At 47.8% G+C, this 23,112-nt stretch carries 26 protein-coding genes and 1 pseudogene; 8 read left to right on the forward strand and 19 right to left on the reverse strand.

Features of this window, described 5'->3' with window-relative positions; genetic code table 11:
* The first annotated feature begins 105 nt into the window (after window positions 1–105).
* The 3 genes from repA to ACZRKO_RS22000 all read left to right on the forward strand — a co-directional run bounded on the left by repA (window position 106) and on the right by ACZRKO_RS22000 (window position 1,619).
* Window positions 106–528 (forward strand): plasmid replication initiator RepA, encoded by a 423-nt coding sequence (gene repA / locus ACZRKO_RS21990; RefSeq protein WP_263698058.1) that lies wholly within the window; start codon window positions 106–108, stop codon window positions 526–528.
* 571 nt (window positions 529–1,099) lie between these two features.
* Window positions 1,100–1,342 (forward strand): type II toxin-antitoxin system ParD family antitoxin, encoded by a 243-nt coding sequence (locus ACZRKO_RS21995; RefSeq protein ID WP_050074632.1) that lies wholly within the window; start codon window positions 1,100–1,102, stop codon window positions 1,340–1,342.
* Window positions 1,335–1,619 carry a type II toxin-antitoxin system RelE/ParE family toxin gene (locus ACZRKO_RS22000; RefSeq protein ID WP_032490867.1) on the forward strand — a complete coding sequence of 95 codons (285 nt, stop codon included), beginning with the start codon at window positions 1,335–1,337 and terminating at the stop codon, window positions 1,617–1,619. The genes ACZRKO_RS21995 and ACZRKO_RS22000 overlap by 8 nt, the downstream gene beginning before the upstream one ends.
* A gap of 130 nt (window positions 1,620–1,749) precedes the next feature.
* Here ACZRKO_RS22000 and ACZRKO_RS22005 read toward each other — a convergent pair whose 3' ends face one another.
* Both ACZRKO_RS22005 and parA read right to left on the reverse strand, forming a co-directional pair.
* The gene (locus tag ACZRKO_RS22005; RefSeq protein ID WP_008815937.1) at window positions 1,750–1,977 is read right to left on the reverse strand and encodes a plasmid partition protein ParG; all 228 of its coding nucleotides are present in this window, start codon (window positions 1,975–1,977) and stop codon (window positions 1,750–1,752) included.
* A 39-nt stretch (window positions 1,978–2,016) separates the two neighbouring features.
* Window positions 2,017–2,637, reverse strand: a complete 621-nt coding sequence (gene parA, locus ACZRKO_RS22010; protein ID WP_032490866.1) for a ParA family partition ATPase — start codon at window positions 2,635–2,637, stop codon at window positions 2,017–2,019.
* A gap of 203 nt (window positions 2,638–2,840) precedes the next feature.
* Between parA and ACZRKO_RS22015 the strand changes: the two genes are divergently transcribed.
* Window positions 2,841–3,422, forward strand: a complete 582-nt coding sequence (locus tag ACZRKO_RS22015; protein WP_050074633.1) for a ComF family protein — start codon at window positions 2,841–2,843, stop codon at window positions 3,420–3,422.
* A 2-nt stretch (window positions 3,423–3,424) separates the two neighbouring features.
* Window positions 3,425–3,979: a hypothetical protein gene (locus ACZRKO_RS22020; protein WP_050074634.1), complete on the forward strand. Its 555-nt coding sequence runs from the start codon at window positions 3,425–3,427 to the stop codon at window positions 3,977–3,979.
* A 653-nt stretch (window positions 3,980–4,632) separates the two neighbouring features.
* On the opposite strand, the pseudogene ACZRKO_RS22025 reads toward ACZRKO_RS22020, so the two are convergent.
* Window positions 4,633–5,256: pseudogene (locus tag ACZRKO_RS22025) on the reverse strand (recombinase family protein); the annotation flags it as partial.
* Window positions 5,257–5,566: 310 nt separating this feature from the next.
* Between ACZRKO_RS22025 and ACZRKO_RS22030 the strand changes: the two are divergent.
* Window positions 5,567–6,304, forward strand: coding sequence for a hypothetical protein (locus ACZRKO_RS22030; RefSeq protein ID WP_182321282.1), 738 nt, complete (start codon window positions 5,567–5,569; stop codon window positions 6,302–6,304).
* A 164-nt stretch (window positions 6,305–6,468) separates the two neighbouring features.
* Here ACZRKO_RS22030 and ACZRKO_RS22035 read toward each other — a convergent pair whose 3' ends face one another.
* Window positions 6,469–7,134: a hypothetical protein gene (locus tag ACZRKO_RS22035; RefSeq protein WP_182321284.1), complete on the reverse strand. Its 666-nt coding sequence runs from the start codon at window positions 7,132–7,134 to the stop codon at window positions 6,469–6,471.
* 372 nt (window positions 7,135–7,506) lie between these two features.
* Here ACZRKO_RS22035 and ACZRKO_RS22040 point away from each other — a divergent pair, with 372 nt between their 5' ends.
* Window positions 7,507–8,469: an ArdC family protein gene (locus ACZRKO_RS22040; protein ID WP_032490890.1), complete on the forward strand. Its 963-nt coding sequence runs from the start codon at window positions 7,507–7,509 to the stop codon at window positions 8,467–8,469.
* A gap of 183 nt (window positions 8,470–8,652) precedes the next feature.
* Here the strand turns inward: ACZRKO_RS22040 and ACZRKO_RS22045 are convergent, their stop codons facing one another.
* From ACZRKO_RS22045 to ACZRKO_RS22055, 3 genes are read right to left on the reverse strand one after another with little or no spacing between them, the layout of a single operon-like run.
* Complete coding sequence (locus tag ACZRKO_RS22045) at window positions 8,653–9,165, reverse strand: phospholipase D family nuclease (RefSeq protein WP_032490889.1); 513 nt, start codon at window positions 9,163–9,165, stop codon at window positions 8,653–8,655.
* Entirely contained in the window at window positions 9,158–9,904 is a 747-nt protein-coding gene (mobC, locus tag ACZRKO_RS22050; RefSeq protein WP_032490888.1) for a MobC family replication-relaxation protein, read from the reverse strand. The genes ACZRKO_RS22045 and mobC overlap by 8 nt, the downstream gene beginning before the upstream one ends.
* Window positions 9,905–9,913: 9 nt before the next feature.
* Window positions 9,914–11,749 carry a type IV secretory system conjugative DNA transfer family protein gene (locus ACZRKO_RS22055; RefSeq protein ID WP_263698059.1) on the reverse strand — a complete coding sequence of 612 codons (1,836 nt, stop codon included), beginning with the start codon at window positions 11,747–11,749 and terminating at the stop codon, window positions 9,914–9,916.
* A 738-nt stretch (window positions 11,750–12,487) separates the two neighbouring features.
* Between ACZRKO_RS22055 and ACZRKO_RS22060 the strand changes: the two genes are divergently transcribed.
* Window positions 12,488–13,186 carry a hypothetical protein gene (locus ACZRKO_RS22060; RefSeq protein ID WP_145483667.1) on the forward strand — a complete coding sequence of 233 codons (699 nt, stop codon included), beginning with the start codon at window positions 12,488–12,490 and terminating at the stop codon, window positions 13,184–13,186.
* Window positions 13,187–13,204: 18 nt separating this feature from the next.
* On the opposite strand, the gene ACZRKO_RS22065 is transcribed toward ACZRKO_RS22060, so the two are convergent.
* The 12 genes from ACZRKO_RS22065 to ACZRKO_RS22120 form a co-directional block, all read right to left on the reverse strand.
* On the reverse strand, window positions 13,205–13,489 hold the full coding sequence (locus ACZRKO_RS22065; RefSeq protein WP_145483669.1) for a hypothetical protein: 285 nt from the start codon (window positions 13,487–13,489) through the stop codon (window positions 13,205–13,207).
* Window positions 13,479–13,901: an H-NS histone family protein gene (locus tag ACZRKO_RS22070; protein WP_145483671.1), complete on the reverse strand. Its 423-nt coding sequence runs from the start codon at window positions 13,899–13,901 to the stop codon at window positions 13,479–13,481. Before ACZRKO_RS22070 ends, ACZRKO_RS22065 begins: the two co-directional genes overlap by 11 nt.
* Window positions 13,902–13,962: 61 nt before the next feature.
* A complete protein-coding gene (locus ACZRKO_RS22075) occupies window positions 13,963–16,185 on the reverse strand; it encodes a type IA DNA topoisomerase (RefSeq protein ID WP_145483674.1) in 2,223 nt (740 codons plus the stop codon).
* A gap of 2 nt (window positions 16,186–16,187) precedes the next feature.
* Window positions 16,188–16,493 carry a conjugal transfer protein gene (locus ACZRKO_RS22080; RefSeq protein WP_145483676.1) on the reverse strand — a complete coding sequence of 102 codons (306 nt, stop codon included), beginning with the start codon at window positions 16,491–16,493 and terminating at the stop codon, window positions 16,188–16,190.
* Between the two features lie 103 nt (window positions 16,494–16,596).
* Entirely contained in the window at window positions 16,597–17,001 is a 405-nt protein-coding gene (locus ACZRKO_RS22085; protein ID WP_145483679.1) for a cag pathogenicity island Cag12 family protein, read from the reverse strand.
* The gene (gene virB11 / locus ACZRKO_RS22090; RefSeq protein WP_040118348.1) at window positions 16,988–18,016 is read right to left on the reverse strand and encodes a P-type DNA transfer ATPase VirB11; all 1,029 of its coding nucleotides are present in this window, start codon (window positions 18,014–18,016) and stop codon (window positions 16,988–16,990) included. Before virB11 ends, ACZRKO_RS22085 begins: the two co-directional genes overlap by 14 nt.
* A gap of 10 nt (window positions 18,017–18,026) precedes the next feature.
* Window positions 18,027–19,307 (reverse strand): VirB10/TraB/TrbI family type IV secretion system protein, encoded by a 1,281-nt coding sequence (gene virB10, locus ACZRKO_RS22095; protein WP_145483682.1) that lies wholly within the window; start codon window positions 19,305–19,307, stop codon window positions 18,027–18,029.
* A complete protein-coding gene (virB9, locus tag ACZRKO_RS22100) occupies window positions 19,304–20,200 on the reverse strand; it encodes a P-type conjugative transfer protein VirB9 (RefSeq protein WP_186366859.1) in 897 nt (298 codons plus the stop codon). The genes virB10 and virB9 overlap by 4 nt, the downstream gene beginning before the upstream one ends.
* Window positions 20,200–20,883 carry a VirB8 family type IV secretion system protein gene (locus ACZRKO_RS22105; RefSeq protein ID WP_145483687.1) on the reverse strand — a complete coding sequence of 228 codons (684 nt, stop codon included), beginning with the start codon at window positions 20,881–20,883 and terminating at the stop codon, window positions 20,200–20,202. Before ACZRKO_RS22105 ends, virB9 begins: the two co-directional genes overlap by 1 nt.
* Before the next feature lie 199 nt (window positions 20,884–21,082).
* Complete coding sequence (locus tag ACZRKO_RS22110) at window positions 21,083–22,084, reverse strand: TrbL/VirB6 family protein (RefSeq protein WP_145483690.1); 1,002 nt, start codon at window positions 22,082–22,084, stop codon at window positions 21,083–21,085.
* Complete coding sequence (locus tag ACZRKO_RS22115) at window positions 22,081–22,371, reverse strand: EexN family lipoprotein (RefSeq protein WP_145483692.1); 291 nt, start codon at window positions 22,369–22,371, stop codon at window positions 22,081–22,083. The genes ACZRKO_RS22110 and ACZRKO_RS22115 overlap by 4 nt, the downstream gene beginning before the upstream one ends.
* 14 nt (window positions 22,372–22,385) lie before the next feature.
* Window positions 22,386–23,111, reverse strand: a complete 726-nt coding sequence (locus tag ACZRKO_RS22120) for a TrbJ/VirB5 family protein (RefSeq protein ID WP_145483694.1) — start codon at window positions 23,109–23,111, stop codon at window positions 22,386–22,388.
* Between the last annotated feature and the right edge of the window lies 1 nt (window position 23,112).

Here is a 23,112-nt window from a genome sequence, read left to right on the forward strand (position 1 = left end):
GAAGATATTCTGAAGGGCGAGTTAAGACCATTAAATTTCAATACAAACAATGAATTAACCTCTTAGCGTGGTTTTTTACATCATTGGACCTTGAACCCCGATTATGTGAACGGGTGCCGTTTTCCTAAGCATATAATCATTACAGAAGAAGGCTGGCGTCTTACCGGTGTGGATATGGACAAGCTACGAGCAGAGCAAGAAGAACGCCTACGCGCTATTGAGGACGGCATTCTACAACCCGGCGAGGCTATGACAGTAAAAGAAGCCCGTAAGCGCTGGTATGAACGTTGTCGCCATCAGACGATACTTAGCCGCCGTACACGCGCTATTGAGGGCAAACAACGGCGTAAGCTGGCCGAATTACCGTTCGATGAGCGAAAGCGTCAGGTGGCCGAGCGTATTTTCCGTGATATGAAGGGTGATATACACCATCTAACCCCTCAGCAGTTTGAAAAAATGGTCTGGACTCAGCTTTACCAGCTTGAACTGGTAAATATGGAGCAGCCAGGCGCAGCCCCGCCTCACTAACCCGCCCTCTTTTTACTAATCCGTTTCCCTGCGGAGGATGTTCGTTGTCCATCTGCTAAAACAGATCGTTTTTTAGCCACCATCATCACGATAACCTCACCGATATTTGGTCAAAACCCCAATCAACACCGGCGTTATATCTTTTATGCACACTTATCTGCAAATAGGTAAATAGGATTATCTGCAATCAACCAATAGTTAGCTGCAAAATAATCAGGTCTTCGACCTACTTAACTTCATTAAAGATCTACTTATTCGCTGGATAAGATCTGTGGATAACGGGGAAAACCGATAATGACCGCCCTTGCAGCGGCCAGACGGCCGCGCCGGTTCGACATGGTCGCTATGCTCCCAAAAGACTTTAAGTAGCACCTCCGGCCTTAGCCGGAGGCATGGAGTCAACGAGACGCAATGCAGCGAAAAGGCGCTTTTCGCCCTTACCTACTTCATCGCTAAAAGTAAGCTAAAAAAACAGTCTGGCAGGAAGGGGGCGAAATCCGTTTGGGTGTATTCGTTGACACCAGGAGCAAGTATTCCTATCATTGTGTTGATAGTTAACACAGGGGGCGTTATGGCCAGAACAACAAGCGTTACGATTGGCGAACAACTCGATTCGTTTATCAGTCGATTAATAGACAGTGGCCGTTACGGCTCTGCAAGTGAAGTTATGCGCTCTGCGCTGCGATTGCTGGAGCAACAGGAAACAAACGATGAAGTTATTCGCCAGGCTGTTATTACCGGGCTGGAAAGCGGTGAAAGCTCGCTATCACTGCGGGATATTGCAGCAGAAAGAAAACTGAGACATCGTGTATAAACTCACCGAACGGGCGGCAGAAGACTTCGCCGGGATTTATGATTATACGCTCTTGAAATTTGGTGAAGCTCAGGCAGACCATTATACCGACGCACTTGAGGCATTTTTCGAGACACTGGCCGGAATGCCAGATATGGGACGTGACTACCATGCCGTTCCTGGTGTAATGCGCATTGAATTTCAGCGACATGCCATTTTTTATACGGTTCGTGATACGGATATTCTGATTGCGCGTATTTTGCACCAACAGATGAACCATAAACGCCATTTACTGTAAGTCTAAACACGCTGCCGCGCTTTGCTTGGCCAACACCGATCTGGCACATAAAAAATTTATGCACCAGATCAGTGTTCTCGGTAAGGATAGGTGTGTTTTTGAGTTAATGTGTTTTTACTCATTTGTGTTTTTAGCTGTCATTTTCTTTCAGCCAATTATCGACCAAATCCTTTATCACATCAGTAATAGATGTACCTTGTTTTGCACACGCAGCTTTGAAGCGGATATGTATTTCTTCATCAAAGTTAACGTTGACTCTCTTTTGCTTTCCCGTGGGTGTGCTATTGACGACTTTTTCAAGATCCCGATGCTCACCGAAACTCATTGTTTTTGATGTATGTTGCTTAGTTAGTGCCATACATAACCTCTTAATATGCTGAAATGAGTATATGAGTTTTTACTCAAATGAATCAAGTATTTCTCGCGTCAGAATGGCTATCTCGCCCTTTGCTGCTCCATCGTTGGTATCGAAAACACTCTCACCCTCCATGACGGATTTAACGTAACTTTGGCGTTGTGTGATGGCAGTTTTAAACGGCTTAATACCCGTCTGAGCAATGCTATCTTTCAGAACGTTAAGCATGGTGGCTTGTTCGATTTTCCGTGTGATGAGGAATCGAGCTTCAACCGGACGATTATAAGCCTGGGCTTCCAGCACAGTGACTACAGAACCGGCAGCGGAAAAATCCAGAGGGCTGGGTGTTACCGGGATGATAATCAGGTCGCTGACCATCACCGCAGCGGAAGTAATAACTGACAGAGAACCGGCTCCATCAATAATCACAAAGTCATATTCAGCCAGATCTTTTCTTACCTGGTAAACGTCTTTCTCTGATGCTGCGGTGTAAACATCGAATGCTGCTTTCTCTGCTTTGTTCCAGTTAGTCAGGCTCATTTGTGGGTCTGTATCTACAACTGCAATTTTCTTACCCGAACTGGCAAGGCAGCTACTGACGTTGATTGTTGCCGTCGTTTTACCGGAGCCACCTTTAGGGTTGAGGAACGCGATAATTTTCATGTCTAAACCTCATTTGTGTGTTTACTCATTTGAGTTTAATTATACACAAAAACACAAATGAGTAAATACGGTTTTTGTGTAAATGAGTATATGAGTGTTAGAAGGGGTTTGAAGCCCATATAGACAAATTCACGTCCCAGTGTGCTTTAATTTTTAACGAGCGTATCTTTATTCATATCTTGTAGCGAATGAGGGAAACGCCGATGGAAGTGAATATCAAAGACATTACGGGTAACTGGGATCGTGGTGTTGTACTGGACAAGCACAGCAAGTTCAGCGTGGTGACAGGACAAAACGAGTGGGGTCACAACATTTATGACACTACTCGTACCGAGGTAGGTGAAGCTGTTTATCAGCTTAAATATAAATCTGACTGGACTAAGGTTCAGCCGCTGGCCAAATGCCTTTATGCTAAAGCCTACCCACTGTTTCAAAAAGTCGGGTTCATTCTCCCTATGGCCGCTTCTAACGTCCGGGCACGGCAACCTGTTACAGAAGTTGCTCAGGCGTTGGCACAATTAGCCGGTGTCCCCTGTTTTGACGATCTTCTGTTGAAAGCACCTGGCGGTGTTTCACTCAAGAATCTGAATACCAAGCAGGAAAAAGTTGATGCCATTGGCGGCAGCTTTTCCGTAAGTCCTGTTATCTCTAATGAAGGCAGATGGAACGTCTTAGTGATAGATGACCTCTACCACACTGGCGCATCAATGGAGGCTGCTTGTGCGGCGTTACGCGGCTATAATAAAATTAATAACATCTATGTTGCAGCGCTTACTTGGAGATAACCATGACGACGATTTTCGTTGCTGGCTCTATAACCATCAAAGAACTTGATCCGCTCATTATCGAACGGTTGAAGAAGATTGTTAATAAAAAATACCGTGTGGTTGTTGGCGATGCTAACGGCGTAGACTCATCAGTACAGCAAGCGCTGCTGAATTTACAATGTGATACCACTACGGTTTTCAGCAGTTCAACAAAGCCACGAAACAACTTAGGTGCGTGGCCGGTGAATGTCGTCAAAACAGAATTCCGGCGCGGAACTCGTGAGTTTTACACAGCTAAAGATCTTCAGATGGCCGAAAAGGCTGATTGTGGTCTGATGGTGTGGGACTGCAAAAGTCCGGGTACGCTTAACAACGTTGTAGAACTGCTTCTGCGAAATAAGTATTCGGTGGTGTTCGTCAACAAAATGCGGGACTTTGTGAAGGTTAAAACGCCTGACGACATTGATACCCTTATAAAAATGATGACAGCGACAGACTTAGAAAAGGCAGAAGAAAAAATCAGTCTAGGCGGCAAGCTGGCACGTTTAAAAAACAATCAAATGGCTTTGCTGTAATCCGAAACCTCAATTCAAACCCAACCGCAGCTAGGCGGTTGGGTTATACCCTTCTCCGGCACTGAGGTTTGACTGCTAGCGTTGTTTTTACATCGCTGGACGTCAAACCAAGGGTTGAGGAATGCGATAATTTTCATGTCTAAACTTTATCTGTGTGTTTACTCATTGGAGTTAGATATACTCATAAACTCAAATGAGTAAATGCGCCTTTATGTGTAAATGAGTATATGCGTATCTTTAAGGGTTGGAACTTGCGAGGGATGTTGGTTCTAACTGCTACTAGTGACTTATTGCCAACCTCCATCATATTCCTTCCAGCCTTGATTAGTCGCATCATTTGTTAGCGTCATGTCATCGACCACGCAATTACGTATCTCAGCAGTGCGGTAAATCTCGTCAAAAAGTTCGTCAATCTGCTCTTTCAAATCGGCCTCATCGCTATACGTAAAAATCAGGCTGTACTCATTGTTGTCCAACACCTTTCCGTCATAGTCGCACTCAACCAGCCAGGCAATATCTTCTCTGACCTTTTTCTTCCCACGGGTAAATTTGCTGCCGTTCTGCACCGGCACCCACAGTGTGGCTGTCACGGAAAATGCGGTAGCACTCTCAGACTGCCCGGAAAGAGAGGGGAGGGCTGTAACTGGGGGACACTGTTTAATCGCCCGGCTAATGGTGCCACGACTGCAATTGATGGTCTTCTGAACCTGGCTCCAGGAGCTGCCGCTGGCCAGCAGCCGGTTAATGGCATCATAGCGATGTTGGTTAACCTTTCTGCCCTGGTATTTGCCCTCAGCTTTTGCTTTGGCGATCCCCTGTTTCTGGCGTTCCCGCCGCTGCTCATAGTCGCGTCTGGCCACTGCGGCCAGCATATCGAGCAGCATGTCATTGATGGCCGAAAACATCCGGTTATCAAAATCGGTCAGCCCCGGAGATAAATGTAGCCAGGTAGTGGGAACATTAACGGCCACGACTCTTATATCTTTCCTGGCAATCATTTTCTTGAGCGTGATCCAGTCATTCCCGGCGAGACGTGAAAGGCGGTCAACATCTTCAATGAGTAAGATGTCGCGCTGCCGACAGTCTTTCAGCAGCCGGAAAAGCTCAGGACGTTCCAGGCGTGAACCTGACTCATTTTCAATATAATAGTTACAGATGGACAGCCCCCGCTCAGTGGCGAAAGTGTCGATAGAGCTACGTGCTCGTGATGCATCCTGTTCGGATGTGGAGGCACGAAGATAGGCGCGAACAAAGCAGGTCGGTACTGTTTGGGTCATTTTTGAGAACCGGTTCTGTTTAGGTGCGTAATGGGTGTTTCAACAGTACCAGCTTGCAGCAGTACGAGGAAGGTATACTTATACAGAACCAAAAAGCACTGAATGAATTCGTGAGTTTGGGGAAATCCTCTTTCTTGGGGCGGTTTGTAGATCGGACATTTTGGTAAGTTAGTAGGATTTTTTGAGAGCGTAAAGCTGTTAATGTTATGATACGTAGATATATTATTGTATGTAATAGTGAAGTTATGAGTATCTCAGATACCCTGAACCGCTTTGCAGTCATGATTTAATCAAAAAGCAGGATGGAAAGATGGCAAAGATTAAAATAAAAATAGTCACGTTAGGATATATCCCCGCAAGGTTTGATATAAAAAAAGTACAGAATTGGAAATCAAACTTATTCGAAATATCCAGCGTTGATTATCACAATTTAAATTGTGATTCAGATATTGATGACGCGTGGGCATATTCTGATGATCTGATAAATCGGCAAATTCCAGATGTAGATGATGCTAACTTTTTAGTAGTGTTAACGAACGTTCCTTTAGAAGATAACTGGTATTCACGTAGGCTAGGGAATAATAAAATTATATTCACATTTCATGAGATAAAAGATTACTTACTTTATGACAATATTCCTCTTGAAAATGTAGTTTACAGAATATTATATGCATACTCCTTAGTTTATATGAGGTCTGATCGTCGCATTCCCGACTATGGGGAAATGCCTGGATTTACTCATGATGAAACCAAAGGATGTTTATTTGATATGAATGGAATAAAATCAGATCTTATTGAATCATGCAGTAAACCTATTATATGTAGAGAGTGTGAACATAAGTTAGCTAACGGAATGGTTCCGAATAATGTGATTGAAAATATTAAGTCTGAATTGAAAAGAATTAAAAAACCATTGTATTACATATGGTTGGATTTCGTTAAGGTGCACCCAATAATATCATTAGCCATCTCATCTTTCACAGTAATATTTCTAGGTGTAATTGGATCTTTAATTGCTACAAGCATATACGAGCACTTTAGAATCTAAATTAATAAAACCTATAAAGCAAAAAAATCATAACTTATTGATATTAAATCAAAATACTGAAGTTTCATTAGGTGCTGTAGTTGACCAGTACACAAGAGATAGACTTACCCACAGAAACGGTGGAGAAGTCTATTTTACTGAATCTAAACGTAACCCTGTAACTTCTATTGCATGCGTGAAAAATCAGCAAGTAGCTGCGAGAAACTTTTTGCTGTTCTTGTGGGGTCGTTTGTCCAGGCAAGTGTAATGTTTCTTTCTTTTATGGCTTCAATGAAATCTGATATATCATTATCGTGTCCGTTAATATATAAATATAACTTTCTTAAAGTCTTATCTCTTGGTTTGCTTTCTTCTGGAAGTCTTTTGAGTCCAATAAGAATTGTTTTGTCTGCATCGTCGATGATGTTCTTCATATCATCTCTAATGTAATTCCATGTGTTTCTTAGTGTTTCTCCTTTCACTGTTGGCGGTAGGAATTGAGGTATGCTATCATTCAGTTCGTTCAGAAACGCATTGAAATTAAAGGGGTTTCCTCCGCCTTGTAACTGTAGTTCCTGCCTGATTAAGTCCTCCTCCTTTTTTGATATATAAGCGTCGAAAGATCCACCTAAATGATAGCCGTATAATTTAATTTGATGGAGCGTTTCAATGTTTCTGAAATAAATAAAAAGCCTGTCGTTTTTATCACTGTCTTCTTTTGATAAAAATATCATAAAAACAAAACATCCTGCACCAAGTCGAATTTCAAATGCTATTGTTGGGTCTTTTTTCGACCATGCATCTGAGTATATATTTTTTAATCGACTAAAATTGAATTTTATCGATGCCATTTAAATTTCCTTATTACTGTTTTATTAAAAACATTCACATCATGAACCAATATATAACGTCAGGCGTCCGGGCGCTACGTCGTGCTTCCGCATTGAGCCAGGCGAGCTGTCTCACCCCTCCGGGCTTCCATCGCTGACATAACGGCATTTCACCGCTACGGCATAAGGGGCGCTAAGTCCGGGTATGCTCGCCGTCATTTTCTCCTGTGAGCCTTTCTTCTTCATATCAGCTTCCGGTAATCGTTCCCCGTCACAACCTGGTCAGCAAGGTAATGCATAGCCGCTTCGCGCCCTTGCTGGCCAGAACGACTCCGGGGAGGCCGAACCGTCAGGCGATACGAAGACGAAATTCACACTGACGGAGAAACAACCATGACTATGAACCTGCATACCCAAACAAGCGCCCCTAATCCCGCACCGGCGACCAGCGTATCCCCGCTGGAGCAGTCAGGCTCCTCAAAAACGAAATTTTCTAAGGGCAAGGCCAAACCAGATATTTACCAGGTGGTGACTGACAGCATCATCGAGGCGTTAGAAATGGGTGTTAAGCCGTGGATGTGTCCGTGGAAGCGTAACGGTGCTGTGTCAGGTATTCCGTCAAACTTCACCACCGGGACAGCCTACAGCGGGATGAATATCATGCTGTTATGGTGCAGTGCTGCAAAACTAGGGTTTAATGATTCTCGCTGGTTGACCTACAAACAGGCTCAGGAGCAGGGCGCACAGGTTCGTAAAGGTGAGCACGGTACTACGGCCATCTTTTACAAGACGTTGGAAAAAGAATCTGAGGATGGTGAGATCGAAAAAATTCCCATGCTGAAAACTTTCACCGTGTTTAATGTTGAGCAAATCGACGGGCTAGATATGGGCGCCGACAATGGCACTGAGATTGAACCACAGGCTGTAGGAGAGTTTGATCCGCTGCCGCAGGTTGAAGCACTATTCCAGCGTACAGGCGCGAGCATTACAGAACGTGGCCAACAGGCATTTTTTAAACCGCTAACGGATGAAATCTGGTTGCCTGAGCGTCATTTGTTTGCCGATGCCGCGAATTTTTACGCTACCGGATTGCATGAATTGACGCACTGGAGTGGGGCGAAAAGCCGTTTAAATCGTGAAATGAAAGGGAAGTTTGGATCTGAAGGGTACGCCTTTGAAGAATTGATCGCCGAACTTGGAAGCGCGTTCCTGATGGCTGATTTAGGCGTTGCGGGAGAGGTTCAGCACGAAAGCTATATTGCATCATGGCTGAAATCACTGAAAGACGATAAACGCTACATTTTTAAAGCGGCCAGTGCCGCATCTAAAGCGCATCGGTATTTGATGGACTGCTGAGGGAAACGGGAGAGAGCATTGCCCACATATCCACATGAGAGAAGCCAGTGAAGCGGGGAGGCCAACAAGCCGCCCCCGCGAACGGGAGCGCCTCTACCGGCGGGGCAAGCCGGTAGAGGTCGATTGTGGGTATGTGGACAATGCCGAGGGTAGGGCGGATGTGCTGGCTAAAATTGCCGACATTTAATAGGCCGGTGCTAAAACTTCGCTTTCTGCCCACAGGCGGTTAAATTCTTTCTCATACTGAGCCGCAATCTGCGGAACGCCTCTTAACACTATGCTGTTTTCTGCGTTGCGGCTGTCTGCGCTGGCCGTGTAATTAAATGACCCTGTTTGTACTGTGCTGCCATCTGCGATCATCACTTTGTTGTGCATGATGGCGTAACGACTGTTAAGACGTACCGCAACATGATTATTTGCCAGGTAAGTGACCGCTGAATAACGGTCACCGTTCGCTTTCTCATCGGCGACAACCCGGACACTAACCCCTCTTTTTTTCGCGGCAATAATGGCCGTCGCGATGGGCTTACTGGTGAAGCTATACGCCTCAACATCAAGTGACGTTGAGGCGTCATTGACCACCGACAGAACGTTTTGCAGTGCGGTATGTGACGGAGAAAAACCGACGCTGACGGTGGGGGCGGCAAAGGCCGGGAAAACAACCAGGAGAAGGGCAGGCAGAGTAATTTTAAGCATAGGTTGTTAACTCCAGGGCTTTTAGTTCATCCATTGTATAAAAGCGGAATACGTTACGGTGCTTCGCTTCCAGCGTGACATGTTGGCTGTTTTCGATAACCTGCTTTATCGTGTCGAACAGCAGCATTAATGCCCGTTTCTTTTGCTCATCCGGCACAATGTAGAAAACGAAAAACCAAAGGTTTTCTGTTCGCGCTCTCAGGTGACTGGCGATAATTTGCTGATAGCGTGCTTTCGTTTTTAAGCTACGTTCCGTTTCAATGGCGATCCGTTTGCCATTTGGCAGCGTGATTAATCCGTCAGGCCGATGCTTCACCTTAAACTGATTTAAAAAGGTGTTACGGTCGCCGTTAATCCAGTCCGTCGCGCCTTTTTGTGCCAGCGTCAGGTGTACCAGTTGGTTATCCAGATGATGATCGAGGCTCCAGCCTTTTAACTTTGCCGGTTCAAATCTGGCGGGGAAAATCTTGTCTTCGGGGCTGAGTACGACGGCGATCCCATCCTGGGTTATTCCCCACAGCGTGAGACTGCCGAGGCGAGAGACGAAAACATATTTTTGAATAAGCCCCATTCCTTCCAGTTTATCGAGCAGAAGGTAAAGTGGTTGATGTGCCTTATACTTAAAGAGTTGTTTTAGCGTGTCAAAATCGCTGTAGGTTTCTTCTTTCAAAAAATTAAGAAGCTGTGCCATTTTTTCACTGTTACGGCCTTTGCGTTCTTTATCGCTACTTATCAACATGGCATTCCCTTATTCATCAAAATCAAAAGAAGAAGTTTCAACAACCGGCTCAACCGGTGCTAACTCGGCTGTTCTGTTTTTTTCTGCCGCTACTAAAACGGGTGCCGTCTGGGTTGCGGGTGCTTCAGTAAAATCGAGCGGCTTTTTAATCGAGATGGGTGTGATCGGCGTGACGTCATAAACCTGTAGCGGCTGTTTTTTCACTTTCAATGGTGAGATAAGGGAGGCTCGCGGTAACTCTGTGGCCGTGAAAATATAGCTGACGAACGGAGGCAGGTTTAACAGCATGTTGCTGTCGATATAAAAACGCTCCGCCTGTCGGATTGTGCGCTCGTCGTCTATTATTTCGGTCAGTACCCGATTGGTTTTTGCTTTGCGACTTTCATCGTCCACTAAAATCGTACCTGACATTTTCGCCACCCATAACGCGGTGTCGGGGTCTTGCAGTTTATACACCAGTTTAAATTTGGCGTTTTCCACTACGGCACCCACCACGGCGTCGCCGTTCAAATCGGCGGGGCAGTCGCGCAGGTCGGCAACGGACTGGTGATCCATAATGATATGCACGCCTTTATCTCGGGCAGCGCCTAAACCCTCAAGCGCAGGCCGTGATAAATGGTATTTTAGTTCGGCCAGGTGAATAGCAATCGGGCGTGGCGTGGTATTGATTCGGTCGCGTAACTCAGCAAGCTGCATTAACCGAACTAAAATCATGCGTTGAGTTGCGATCACTTTACTGTTGCGCATTGAACCGATGATGTAACAGCAACCGCCGTCGTCAAAAATCTTTTTTAATGCCAACCCATCTGGGGCATTAATGGAGTTTAATAAAGCCAGCTCCTCTATTTTACCGAAGAATCCTTTAATCGTTTCGGCGATGCTCTGAACGAAATCGCTGTTGAATAAATCGCGGATCGTAGCGGTTGGGTTTTCATTAATTAATTGTGCGGTCGCGCGTGCAGCTCTGCGGTCGTCGATACGATAGAAGTCAGCGGCCTCGCCTTTTTCTGCCAGGCTAAACCCAGCAATAAAAAGCTCCTCTAGATGTTCTGCTGTAATTCCGTCGATAAGATTTAGCTGATATTCCGGCCTATTTAGGTCAATTAGGTAGAATGGTTTCCCTGCATCTTCACACGCTTTCCTTATTAAATGAGGTGCCCATTCATCATTTTTGGGATCCATTTCAAAAACACCTTCACCGGCTAAAATACTTTGGTAAATAAGTAACCCTGTTGCTACGCCTTTACCTGCACCCGTCGTACCAATGACATCCGCATGCTGTTTTTGCCAGTCACTGAGCGGAATATATTGCGGGTCTCTGTTTTCATTAAGGCCGATAAATACGCCTTTTTTTAAATCAATAAATTGCTCAGGGTCATATTTTTCAGTTGTGGGTAGTAACGCTTTTATTTCACGCACATCAGTGCGCGTATTTCGCTCCAGGCTGGTTTTCTTAACCATTTTCCTTTTGAGTTTGTCAATCTCTGGTGAGAGAACGCGGCGTGCAACGTAATGAAATATCACGCCGACCACAGTAAATGAAATCAATATCGCCCACAAAATTACTGGCGTACTTACTTCTAGCCTTGTCGGGTATAGAAAGCGAAGCACGTAAGAGGTAGCCGGTGATATTGTGCCAAAAATAAAGCATAAGAGTGAGAAGCAGATAATAACACGCTGCCATATTGGTGCTTTTTCGTGTTCATCCCGCTTTAGCGGGACAATAAAGGGTAGTGTCAGTCCTGATAACAAAGCTAACAATAGCTGATGCTGTTGCATATAGCCGAAGAACGCCGTGGCGTTATCGACTATGGGCATTAGCTTCTCTGTGATTTTATTAAGCATGTCTTAACCTTTGAATGGTTTCTTTCGGTGAGCTATCTCGGTGAATCCACTCGGTGACAAGCTGTCACCGAGTGGATTCACCGAGTTGCATGGGGATCTGAGAGCGTTAAAACTGTGCCCGCAGGCGGGCATGCTGAGGGGGCTAGAGTCCCCTCAACAAAGGCATGTCCCATTACATGCGGGCTGGACGCCCTTATTTCATGAGACAAGGGGGTAATGTCGCGGCTGGACGCCACGCCAAAACCCCCGAAGGTCAAAGGCGGCAAACCGTCCACGCTACGCGTGACCACCCCCCTTACGAAGTGATTTTGACCTCTATTTTTTCGCCTCCGTCTCAAAATATCGGAAATCACTACTCGTAACGGGGGTGGTCACGCGCAAAGTCGTATTATTCTCGTTCCTCGTATAATGCTCCTAAGCTTGGACGGTTTGCGGGGCTATGCCCCCCAAATAAACCGCTACTCTGGGGAGTAGCTTTTTGCTCGCTGGGGCGGCAAAATTTATTCGGCTCCCCCCAACTAACTCGGCTCACTGGGGGTGAACGCTCGTTAGTGGTTTCGGCTACGCTAAATTAGCAATTTTTTCAAAATTGAATTTAGCTGCTTCAAACCACTTCCGGTTAACAATTCATTCTGAATTGAACCGGAAGCTAAAAGGCAAGGGCGGCGATGCTTTGATCATTGTTGCTCCTCATGTAAAATGTTGTCGTCGTCGCATTTATCTTAAAAAGGATTTGTTATGCCGTGGACTGTTATTAGAAAAGATTTCACTCATGCTGCTAGTGTCGTTTGTGCTCTCGGTTGCGGTCGGCATATAACAAGCGGTGTCGCTTTCGTCGTTCAGGATGAGAATGGAAATGTAGGATTTGCTGGTAGTACATGTGTCAAAAGCACAAGAAATTACGACGCTCTTATTGGTACCATTCCTAATTTTACCTCGTCGACATTTATAGAAAACTTAAATGCCGGTGCAGGAGGCGGTAACGGAGGGGGAGGTAACGCCGGAGGTCATGCAGTAGATAATCACCAGATTGCAATTACATACTTGCTATTAAGGTTCGAACGTTTAAATCATTATGGGATATTGCGTAGAACTAATACCGGAATGCTGGCGCAAATATATGCAAGATATCTACTAGATCATGATATTCCAGATGTTGATGTTAACTATTTATTGGCATGTGCTAATAACATCACTAATCATGTGCGGTTTAATTTAAGAAATCTTATGGCTTTCTATAATTTAGATAATCTTTGCAAGATAATTGGCCGAAGTAAACATAAAAATATTCTCCCTCAAGATAAGTCTGATGCTAACCGTATCGCTAAGGATTTATACAAAAACACTAACGCCCAGCCTTTGGATATTCAAAAAATTAATCAAATCCTCCAGAGGATTGACTCTAAGTATAGGATGAGAATTAACGCATTTCAGTGATATTTAGGGGCGCGTCCCCTAAATATTATATGTTTCATTTATCTCAGCTATAGTGTCAGGAATGAGGAAGTAACTGAGCGCGTCAAATCCAGAATGTATATCAGCCACTACAGCTAGAAATTTATTCCTTTCGATTTGGGTGAGCTCTGCTGCAAATCCCATGACTTCCTGTGAAAAGAACTGTTCATACAACATTTCGTGACATCCGCACCGTCTTCCGGCACTGCGTTCTAATCGCTTAATTACCGCTTCAGCGATGTAAACTGAACCGGAGATAATGGGGTGTTTAATTCTAGTTTTCATTTTTGATTTCCTCTGCAATTAAAAAGTCATCCAACGTTGCACCTGAATTTAACCGTTCCTGAATTGAGCGCGGAACCCGACCAACACCAGACCATTTTTTGATGACGTCACCTTCTCTGTACTGATATTTCATCCGGCGGCGGGATTTTGTTTTTATCGCCACTGCGGTTATTAATTCCTCTGGTGAAAAACCCTCGCTGACAATCAGTGCTAACAATTCGCTGCGCTTTTCGTTGCGTAATTGAATGGCTTCTTGTTCTTTTTCCTGCTGCGCTGCCCACTCACTGATATGTATATCCAGCTTGTTTTTCAGGTCGATTAATAATCCGTAGTCACAACGTTTAATAAACTGCTTCATGTTGCGACTAGAGGATAGGTAGGTGTAAACATCCTGATATTTAATGTCTGACATAATGAAAGTTACCTAAGTTAATGGGGAGTGGCGGCATGACGCCGCCATATAGGTGAAAGGCTTATTTACGTGGGGGAAACTCAAACGCAGTTTGCCCGGTGGCCTTATCTTTTAGCACCACGAACGCAGAGAACGGCTTACCCGCTTTGCTGGTAAAGCCTTTAATCTCTGCGCTTTTACCTTTACTGATGATGGTTTCAACCTGATTCTTGGTCAGGTTTTTACCCGCTATTGTCGGCCAGATTTTAAAGTCGCACTGAGTACAGCGGAATATTTTAGGGGTCACAATGATGCTGCTACCGCAGGACGGACAGGGTGCGTTTAATCGCTCAAACTGACTCTTTTCACTTTTTTCTTTATCGCTGGCCGTCACGTTGACTGCGCTGACATCGACGTGTTGAAGCTGCTCCGCAATAAAGATTTCCAGCTCGTCTAAAAACGCATCGCAGGTCATTTTCCCCTTTTCGATCTGCTGTTGCTGCTCGTGCCAGAGTGCGGTCATATCGGGTTCGGTAGCGATGGAGGGCAGGGCATGAATAAAGCTGATGCCTAATTCCGTGGGGATAAGCTTCTTTTTTTCCACGGTATAAAAGTTGCGGTTCAGTAAGGTTTTTAACATTTCGGCGCGGGTTGCCGGTGTGCCGATCCCGCCATTTTCTCCCTCAGTGTCTTTGTCCCTGCTGACTAATAAAGCTTTAATACGCGGGTCTTTCACATATTTTGCCACGCGCTGTAAATCACGTAACAGCGTGGCTTCGGTATAAAGTGGCAGTGGTTTGGTTTTCTCCGCTTTGACGGTGACGGTTTTACAGGTTCCGGCATCGTTCACGCTTAGTGCCGTTAATACGGAAAATAAGCCATCGCCATTATCTTTCCCTGGCTCACTCTCGCCGTCGCCGCTTTCAGCGTCGCTGTCGCTCTCTTGTAAAAGCGCCGTCCAGCCCATCCCGGTTGTTTTCCTGGCACTGGCCGTGAAGGTGTTGCCCGCTGCGCAAAAACTGACGCTGGCCGCCAGATACGTTTTTTCCGGTAAGAATTGAGCCAGGTACTGCGTGGCAATCGCGGTGTATACCGCGCGTTCGTCCTGGCTCATTTTTGCTGTATCGGGCGCGGTGCTGGTCGGGATAATCGCGGTATGCGCTCCGACTTTACCTTCATTAAAGGCACGGCTTTTTCTGTTGCTGTCGAGGTCGGCCAGAACTTGCGGGGAAAATGTGTCACTTAATGCTGCACTCACTGCCGCGATAGTCTGAGGCGCATCATTAAACTGTTCGTTATTCAGGTATCGACAATCTGAGCGGTTATAGGTGATCGCCTTAAAGTTATCGCGCAGCGATTGTGTAACGGCCAGCGTTTTTTCAGCGGGCAGACCGTGCTCACGGCTCATGTGAACCTGCAAATCTAACAGCGAGAAGGGTAGCGGTGCCGGTGATGTTTTCGGTTCGGTCTGTGCCTGTGTCACCGTGGCGGGTTGGTGCTGTGTAGTACTTGCAATATTATCAGCGTAGTGCTTATCGATAATGCGTTTTTTATCGTCCGTAGGGGCATCGTCTGGTATGGAAAATCTCGCCGGTATCTCGCCTCCGTCGCAACGGGTCAGATCAAAACCGTTAATCATAAAACCGGCGCTGACAGCGTAATAAAACGCTGCCGCATGGTTTTTGAAGGCTTCATAACGGTGAACGATCAGACCCAGTATCGGCGTTTGTACCCGACCAACCGATAACACATCTTTGCCGCCTTTTTTACGGGCGGCGAGGGTGTAACCACGGGTCATATTGAAGCCAAAGAGTTGATCGCCAACGCTTCTCGCTAATGCGCTTTGGGATAATCCGTAAAACTCGCTGTTGTCGCGTAACTGCGTCAGCGCTTGTCGCGCTTTCTCCGTGTTCAGGTCATTGATGAGGGCGCGCTTCACCGGTTTTTTCGTGCCGGTGTACGTCAAAATTTCATCAATTAAAAGCTGGCCTTCGGCGTCGGGATCGCCAGCGTGAACAATCTCACTCGCCTTCTCAATCAGCGCCGCCACCGTTTTAAACTGGCCTGCGGTGCGCTCAATCGGCTGGTAGCGGTGCGGGCGCAGTTTCAGCGGTAAATCAGCCTCGTTCCATTTTTCGTAAGCGGGGTTATGACTTTCAGGCTTGACCAGCTCGAGCAGGTGGCCTGATCCCCACGTCACCACGTCGGTGCCACATTTGATATAACCGCCACGGTTTACACCGTTGCCCAGGGCAAGGGCGATCACTTCACCCAATCCTTTCTTTTCTGCGATAAAAAGTCTCATGATTACCCCCTGATCCGCCCGAATTGACTGATGATTTTGGCTATAGCTGCCGGGTCTGCGGCTTTGCATTCCCCCAAAAGCGCTTTACGCATGTTTGATGTCTTCGATGGGTCAAACCGGCCTTTCTTCTTAAAAGAATTAATGCTGAAAAAGGATTTTTCGGCACTGCTGCATTCACTGCCGCCGCTATTACCGGTTACTTTGCCGAACATACACAGGACGACCTCGCACGGGTCAGCAGCAAATGAAGGCGCAGAAAAGCCAGCGGTCAGGCACAGGAGTGCCGCCGCGATTGCGGTTTTTTTCATAACGTTTTATTCCTTGAGGTGATTTTGAGACAAACAAAAGACGGCTAACGCCCTCTGGTTGTTCAACGCCGGAAAAACAGATTGAAAATCTGTGTCACCGCCGTTATCGGGAAAAATAAATGTCGGTGGTGTTGCAGGTCAGGCAGTGAGTTTTTGGAAGATAAGAGATAAGCCCTTGTGCGCCGTGTTGTCTCAACCACGCTTTAGCAGCAAAGAACGCGGGCGCATCCGGCGCAGAGACGGCAACGTGTGGGGAATGAGCAACGGCATACCAGACATCAGGCGTCCAAATCTGTCCTTCATCTTGAAAATCGGTGATCACTCTCGACCACTGCCCGGACACGACCGGCGACGGTGTAACAACCGTGTTTTCCTGCCATAAAGGCAATGTGCCGTTGGTCGGCGAAAGAGGCTTATCCCACTCGACGGCTGCCGGTTCGGGCGGGGATGAACAGCCCGCGAGTACCAGCAATGCACTGAGTACAACCAGGGGTTTAAAATGTTTCATTCCTGAAATTCTCCATCACACCGGCGCGATGCACCGGCTTAAAGTAAATATCACCCATGCGGCGAATATCGCCGCTCACGTCAATGCTGGCGATGACATCAATGCTGTTCAATACCTTACGCAGCAGTACCGAATAGGGGATGTTCTGGCATTCCATGTTTTGATAACAGCGTTCCGCCAGCCCGTTAATGGCCTCTTCCGGGCTACCGGCGTGCAGAGAAGTGATCAGCCCTTCATGCCCCGAGCCGATGATTTTCAGACAGTCCCAGGCTTCACCTCCGCGCACCTCGGCCAGTAAAATACGGTCAGGGTTCATGCGGTAGTTTGCCCGTACCAGACTGGCCGGGGTCACAATGGCTTTTTCTCCCGCATCGGCGGGGTAAAAAAGATGCACGTAATTTTCATGGCCATAAAAGCGCGTCTCCGGGTTGTCCTCGATAGTCACCAGTCGCAGGTTGACGGGGATATACCCGATCATCGTTTTCAGGTAGGTTGTTTTCCCCGACCCCGTACCGCCCACGATGATGATGGTCTTGCCATATTCGACACACTTCTCCATAAAAGCGGGAATAGCTCCGGCATTGTATAAACGTAAAAGTTCGTCATCATGGCTTGCTGTTTTCTCCTTACCCGTGACCCGGTCGTAAAAGCCGCCGTCGATATAGGACTGGTGGGGAATTTGTATCAGGGAAGGCTTGCGGATAGTGATCGACACCGTATCTCGCTCACAAGCCGGAGGCATCACCACCTGGCAACGTTCGCCAGATTCGAGCGTGGCGGACAGCACCGGCGACGTATCATCAATATGGTCGCCCTGATAGTTGGCAAGCGCAGTGGCAAATGTCTGACACTGTGCCAGCGTGAGCGGAACGGGGTGTTTTTGCCACACCCCGCGAATTTTGGTAAACAGCTCTCCGGGACGGTTTACCGCGATTTCGGTCAGGCCATCGAGGTGAAGAAAATCCCCGAACATGCGCTGTTTATGCTGGTCGAGTGAAATGTTACTGACGCCCATAATGCCCTCCTTATTTGAGTTTCAGGCTGTAAACGCCTGAAAAATCGATGTCTGAACCGGTCATGATGCCGATGATATCGCCCTGATTTTTGTAGATGGTTGGCGGGATATTGATGCTGTTATCCAGCGCCGTTTTTGCCATTTCAGCGGCGGCAGCACGTGAATTTTCCGTGTAATCGGTATTGCGGTCTTTCGACGGGGCGGAACTTGCCGCCGCTGCGGCGACGTCCTGCACGGTACTGAGCATCATGGCGTTGCCGAAACGCTCCCAGAAATGCGTGTCGATCCAGCCATCAATACCGGCCTCACCGAGCTGGCCTACGACCTGAGAATCAACCATCGGAATTTTTAACCTGTCCGGGGTTCTGAGTTCCGTCCACATCACGAACATCCTCGCCTGGCCGTGATTGAGCGTGCCGGTCTTGTAGACGCCACGGGCGCGGGTGCCTGCGGGTATCAGCCGTACATGGGTGCTTTCGCTGTAAACGTCCTCAGATATCAGGCAGGAAATACGCCCGGCAACGTCGGACACAAAGCGGGTTTGAAGCGTACAGGGAATATAGGTATCGACCGGAATATACAAATCCGGGTCAAGCCGCATACGTTGTACGCCAGTGACGGTGGAAACTGCCGGTGCCACACCAGGTGATGCCTCCGCCCCGACAGGACAGGCCAGCTTTCCGCTGGCATCCATGACCAGCGTCACCGTGCAGGGTGTATAAGGCTGCGCGGTCGCGGGAGATACGCTGTGCTCTGTGGTACTGCGTTCAGCCGTGCGCGAAACCGTGGCGGTTTGGCCGCTGCTTTGCGTGCTGGACATCGCCGCCAGAGCCATCGACTTGTTAAATGAAACTGCCGGAGCGGCGGGGCGAGGAAGGTTTGTTGTGGTATCGGTTGACGCGGTGTCCTGCAACCCCAGCGGGTTTTCAGCCATTCCCATGCCCTGACGTTTCCGTCCGTAACTGACATCATCCTGTGCCATTTTTGCCTGTTCAGCCTTTGGGGCTGGGGCGCTCATGAAATGGTTATAAGCCCAGTCACCCATCCAGGCTAATACGATAAGCGCCGCCAAAAGCAGTATTCCCAGCGTCATAAGACGATTTTTACCGCGTTTTTTGAGGCTGTTTACCTCGGGTTGGTCGGGTTTAACGTCCTCCACCGATGCAGACTCTTTACGCTGTGCCTGCGCCCGTTCGCGTGCTTCAACTTCCAGCTCGGCCACCGTTTTTTTTCTCTCGGATACGGGGCTTTCGCTCCCATCGAGAGGCGTTGGGTTTTGCGTATCCGTCATGGTTTTTCCTCCAGTTTAACCGCCGGTGAAACGGTGCTGCCGTTGCTGACCGTTGCCAGACCAAATCCCTGATTAACAATGCCCACCACGGCGTCGCCGTAGCGTAAGACCAGCTTTGGAGCCAGCGAGTGAACGACCATCACGCGATAGTTGCCCTGCTGGGTGAACGACGGGATGGTCGTTTGTTCTTTGTCGTTGACGAGCAGGAAGGGGCTGGGGATCTTTTTCAGCGGTGAAAAGCCCAGGTAAGTGAAGCGGCCATCGTCATAGGCAAAGTCCGGCATAGCCATTTCACTGCCCTGCTTCACACGCTGCGCATAGTTCCAGTTTCGCGGCGTAGTGGCGGCATTAAACGCTTTGGCGATGCGGCTTTTTTCCTGCGCCTCCGTCAGCTCCTTTTGCCGCGCCTTCATGGCTTCCATGCTGGCCTTACGGCTGGCATCGGGATAATTCCAGGTCACAACAAACGCCAGACTGCTTGCCGGTGCGCCTTCATCGAGCACGTTAAGTTCCAGGCTGTAGAAGTGTGCCGACGTGGTGACAAACAGGTTGGTTTTCCAGTCTTTCGACTCGGGTAAAAATGCCTGCTGGACGGTTGAACCGTCCGCATCCGTCACCGGCTGCGTGATGGGGGCGGGGCGAATATAGACGCGGTTCGCCTCCTTTGTTACCGCCCATCCTTTAATGAAGCCGACTTCGGTACTGATCACCGCCTCATCATCGGAAAAAACTAATGTGGTGACGTAACCGGCGCGGGTGTTGATCACCGTGCTGTTTTGCACGTTGTACGCCACCTGCTGCATACGGCTGTCGTACCGGCTACCCTGCGGGGTTGCGGCTCCCCACGCCGATGTGCAGAGCATCAAAGTGAGAATGACGAATAGATTACGCATTATTCTTTCCTCAGTTCTTTGTCACGCTGGTAACTGGTGACGATGAAGCCCAGCGGATTACTCTCACGCTGCGCGTCAGTCAGCGCCTTGTGTGGTACGTAGTGGTATGTCAGACGAACGTTCCAGAATTCGACGCGCGTCGCGCCGTCAACCACGTGGCGGATGGTTCTTTTCAGTCGAAGGGTTGCCAGCATATCGGGCGCGGTAGCCTGGCTGATGATGTTGGAAATGACCTCAGTTTCCACCACGTTCGCCGCGTTCTGATACACCTTGTCGGGTGCATCCTGCCCGGCGAACCAGGCAAGATAGTCCGCGTTGACCTGGCCGCTGTTAAAGAGCTGCACCGTGTCGTAATTGTTTTGCAGGGCGAAATAGTTGTATCCCTCCCGGAGCGTGGCGTAATTGGCGGCGAAGGTTTTCGCCATCGCTTCCTCGGTAGCTATGTCTTTTTCTTTCACGCGCGTGACGTATTCCGCCCGCCCGCTGTGGCTGTCTACGGTGTAAAGCTCGACCTCCGTGTGTTTAAGCGGCAGCATGACAATGACGGCCACCACGCAGAGCAAAGCAAATACCGTGGCGACGGCGGCGATAGCAAAGGCGAGTTTTTTCGCCCGGACGTCGCGCGTCAGCATCACTTTTTCAAACGACTGTGAGGTATTCAGCGTTTTTTGTAATTCAGACATTATTCACCTCCTGCATAACGGAAGCGGAATTAACGGGTTGGAGGTCGCCGGAAACATCAGGCGGGAAATGGCTTTGCTGTGCGCAGCCCGCAAGGGTGCACAACATCATAAATATGATGAGGTGTTTCATGGTTTAGGTTCCTGAAAGGGTTAAAAAGTAATGAGTCTTGCGATGGGAACAGGTGGGGCGGAATATCTGCTAGTTTTGGGCTTTCATTTTCTCCACTGCGGCCTTTGCCGATGCCTTGGCATTGCTGCCCGATGAGCCTTTGAGGTTGCTGGCTGCTTTCTCGCCAATACTGCCTAAAGTATTCCCCACGGGCTTTCCTACGGTGCTCGCGGCTTTTTTCGCGGCACCGCCGCCTGCCATTAGCCCCATTTTAGCCGCGCCCTGTACTACGCCCTGTACGCTAGCCCCTGCCAGAGAACCGGCGATTTTTGCCGATAACCAGACAACGAACCCGGCACCGATACCGGCGAGACAGCTTTGTGCCGCTAGCGTCACGATGTTGTTTACATCAGCCCCGCTACTTGCTTTATCCAGTACACTACTTAAATATTGAATCGCGATCCGTAAAGATAAAGCTGAGAACATGAGTGTCAGGATCGCGGTGAAGATTACCTGAAGCCAGTTATTGAACATCGGGCGCAGAAAACCGTAGATAAGGCAGAAAATGAATATGGGTGCCGTTGTTGTCATTAATAACAACATTATTTCCGCCCCCATATTCACAATAGTGGCAATGACCAAAGTCACTATTGTACCCCCCCATACCAATAGCTCAGCAATACCGCCATTGAGTTGCACGTAAGTGGAATCATCGAGGTTAAAAAGTTTCTCCCCTAATATTTGTGCTTTACCCCAGAGGGTATCTAATAAAACCCAAACATTTTCACTTCCACTTAGTCCGTCTTTTAATCCATTAATGGCGGCAACAGATGCGTCCAGATAACCATCAGCATTAGTGACAAATGCCAGAATGATCCCCATCCGCGCCAAATCCCACGCTACGTCCTCTACCGGGGTATGCAACTTACCCGCTAATGTCTGATAACCACGCCAAAGAATGTACAGAGTGGCAGAGCCGGTAACTAACCCTGCCATCATTGTTGAATACAGGGACATCTGCCCCTGTATAACACTATTCAAACCATTCATTACCGCGGCATCCATTCCTGTGAAAATGCCTTCGCTACTCATGATTTGTTGTTCTCCGGGGTTATTTTACTTTGCATGTACTCCATTTGAATTTTTTGTATTCCTGCTGCAATGTCAGGTTCATTGATAGATCTCTTTTTGGCATTCACCACAGGAATGCATCGCTCACTGCTGAATGTTTTGGTTTTCAAACAATCGGCATAGTCTTTTAGTAATTCATCATGATGGGCCATATACCACTCTTCAGTTTTTTTCTCTTCACAACCACCTAAAGCAAAAAGGCTTAAAACAAGCAGGGAAGATAAAATAGTGCGGCTATTAATCGTCATATGAAAAACCCTTGTCATAAGTTGTTTAAATCAGCTACCGGCGCACTCAGTTGTTGCTGTCGGTGGGCTTTTTGTCGCTGCGATGTCAGCATTTGATCACGTAGTTCCGACTGCTTCACGCTCATTTCCCACTGAGTGGTCAGTGCGTTTAACTGTACACTTTTTGACGTTATGGTGTTCGCCAAATCCTGTGACTCTTTAGCGTCTTGCGACATTTCTACACGACTGGCGAGGGTGGCAATGTCGCTCACCGTGCTGTTGATCTTCTCCTGAACCGCCGTAGTATCTTCGACGGCCACCGCCCGATTAATGACGATTTGCTTACAGGTATCAGCATAGCTTTGGGTCTGCGTAGCATCACAGGTGTCAAACATCTTGTACTTACTGTACAGGCTGTTTAGCGCACTGCTGTATGACCCGCCGGAGTTCGTCAGCAGGTCATTAAGTGAAATGCCGTTTTTTTGCAGGTTTTTAAGGTCGCTCGACAATCCCTTAGCCTGGCTCAAAAAGTCCTGCACGTTGCGGACGCCGGTCGCGGTCGCCAGTTGCGATTTGTAGGCGTTGAGCTGAGATTGATAGTGCTGCACGGTGCCTTGCCATTGCTCCAGGTGCTGCGCCCATTCGTTCACTTGTTCGAGGTTGCTCATGGCGTCCACCACAGGAATACCGGTGGCACCTGCTAACGACGGACAGAGTAAAGCCCCCGCCAGACAGGCGGCGGTCAGTATTTTCAGTTTCATG

Source organism: Ewingella sp. C233 (genome assembly GCF_055407225.1).

Excerpts from the sequence above, each read along its gene's own strand:
- ACZRKO_RS21995 (WP_050074632.1), top strand. The coding sequence starts at position 1,100 with ATGGCCAGAACAACAAGCGTTACGATTGGCGAACAACTCGATTCGTTT.
- ACZRKO_RS22005 (WP_008815937.1), bottom strand. The coding sequence starts at position 1,977 with ATGGCACTAACTAAGCAACATACATCAAAAACAATGAGTTTCGGTGAG.
- parA (WP_032490866.1), bottom strand. The coding sequence starts at position 2,637 with ATGAAAATTATCGCGTTCCTCAACCCTAAAGGTGGCTCCGGTAAAACG.
- ACZRKO_RS22015 (WP_050074633.1), top strand. The coding sequence starts at position 2,841 with ATGGAAGTGAATATCAAAGACATTACGGGTAACTGGGATCGTGGTGTT.
- ACZRKO_RS22020 (WP_050074634.1), top strand. The coding sequence starts at position 3,425 with ATGACGACGATTTTCGTTGCTGGCTCTATAACCATCAAAGAACTTGAT.
- ACZRKO_RS22030 (WP_182321282.1), top strand. The coding sequence starts at position 5,567 with ATGGCAAAGATTAAAATAAAAATAGTCACGTTAGGATATATCCCCGCA.
- ACZRKO_RS22035 (WP_182321284.1), bottom strand. The coding sequence starts at position 7,134 with ATGGCATCGATAAAATTCAATTTTAGTCGATTAAAAAATATATACTCA.
- ACZRKO_RS22040 (WP_032490890.1), top strand. The coding sequence starts at position 7,507 with ATGACTATGAACCTGCATACCCAAACAAGCGCCCCTAATCCCGCACCG.
- ACZRKO_RS22045 (WP_032490889.1), bottom strand. The coding sequence starts at position 9,165 with ATGCTTAAAATTACTCTGCCTGCCCTTCTCCTGGTTGTTTTCCCGGCC.
- mobC (WP_032490888.1), bottom strand. The coding sequence starts at position 9,904 with ATGTTGATAAGTAGCGATAAAGAACGCAAAGGCCGTAACAGTGAAAAA.
- ACZRKO_RS22055 (WP_263698059.1), bottom strand. The coding sequence starts at position 11,749 with ATGCTTAATAAAATCACAGAGAAGCTAATGCCCATAGTCGATAACGCC.
- ACZRKO_RS22060 (WP_145483667.1), top strand. The coding sequence starts at position 12,488 with ATGCCGTGGACTGTTATTAGAAAAGATTTCACTCATGCTGCTAGTGTC.
- ACZRKO_RS22065 (WP_145483669.1), bottom strand. The coding sequence starts at position 13,489 with ATGAAAACTAGAATTAAACACCCCATTATCTCCGGTTCAGTTTACATC.
- ACZRKO_RS22070 (WP_145483671.1), bottom strand. The coding sequence starts at position 13,901 with ATGTCAGACATTAAATATCAGGATGTTTACACCTACCTATCCTCTAGT.
- ACZRKO_RS22075 (WP_145483674.1), bottom strand. The coding sequence starts at position 16,185 with ATGAGACTTTTTATCGCAGAAAAGAAAGGATTGGGTGAAGTGATCGCC.
- ACZRKO_RS22080 (WP_145483676.1), bottom strand. The coding sequence starts at position 16,493 with ATGAAAAAAACCGCAATCGCGGCGGCACTCCTGTGCCTGACCGCTGGC.
- ACZRKO_RS22085 (WP_145483679.1), bottom strand. The coding sequence starts at position 17,001 with ATGAAACATTTTAAACCCCTGGTTGTACTCAGTGCATTGCTGGTACTC.
- virB11 (WP_040118348.1), bottom strand. The coding sequence starts at position 18,016 with ATGGGCGTCAGTAACATTTCACTCGACCAGCATAAACAGCGCATGTTC.
- virB10 (WP_145483682.1), bottom strand. The coding sequence starts at position 19,307 with ATGACGGATACGCAAAACCCAACGCCTCTCGATGGGAGCGAAAGCCCC.
- virB9 (WP_186366859.1), bottom strand. The coding sequence starts at position 20,200 with ATGCGTAATCTATTCGTCATTCTCACTTTGATGCTCTGCACATCGGCG.
- ACZRKO_RS22105 (WP_145483687.1), bottom strand. The coding sequence starts at position 20,883 with ATGTCTGAATTACAAAAAACGCTGAATACCTCACAGTCGTTTGAAAAA.
- ACZRKO_RS22110 (WP_145483690.1), bottom strand. The coding sequence starts at position 22,084 with ATGAGTAGCGAAGGCATTTTCACAGGAATGGATGCCGCGGTAATGAAT.
- ACZRKO_RS22115 (WP_145483692.1), bottom strand. The coding sequence starts at position 22,371 with ATGACGATTAATAGCCGCACTATTTTATCTTCCCTGCTTGTTTTAAGC.
- ACZRKO_RS22120 (WP_145483694.1), bottom strand. The coding sequence starts at position 23,111 with ATGAAACTGAAAATACTGACCGCCGCCTGTCTGGCGGGGGCTTTACTC.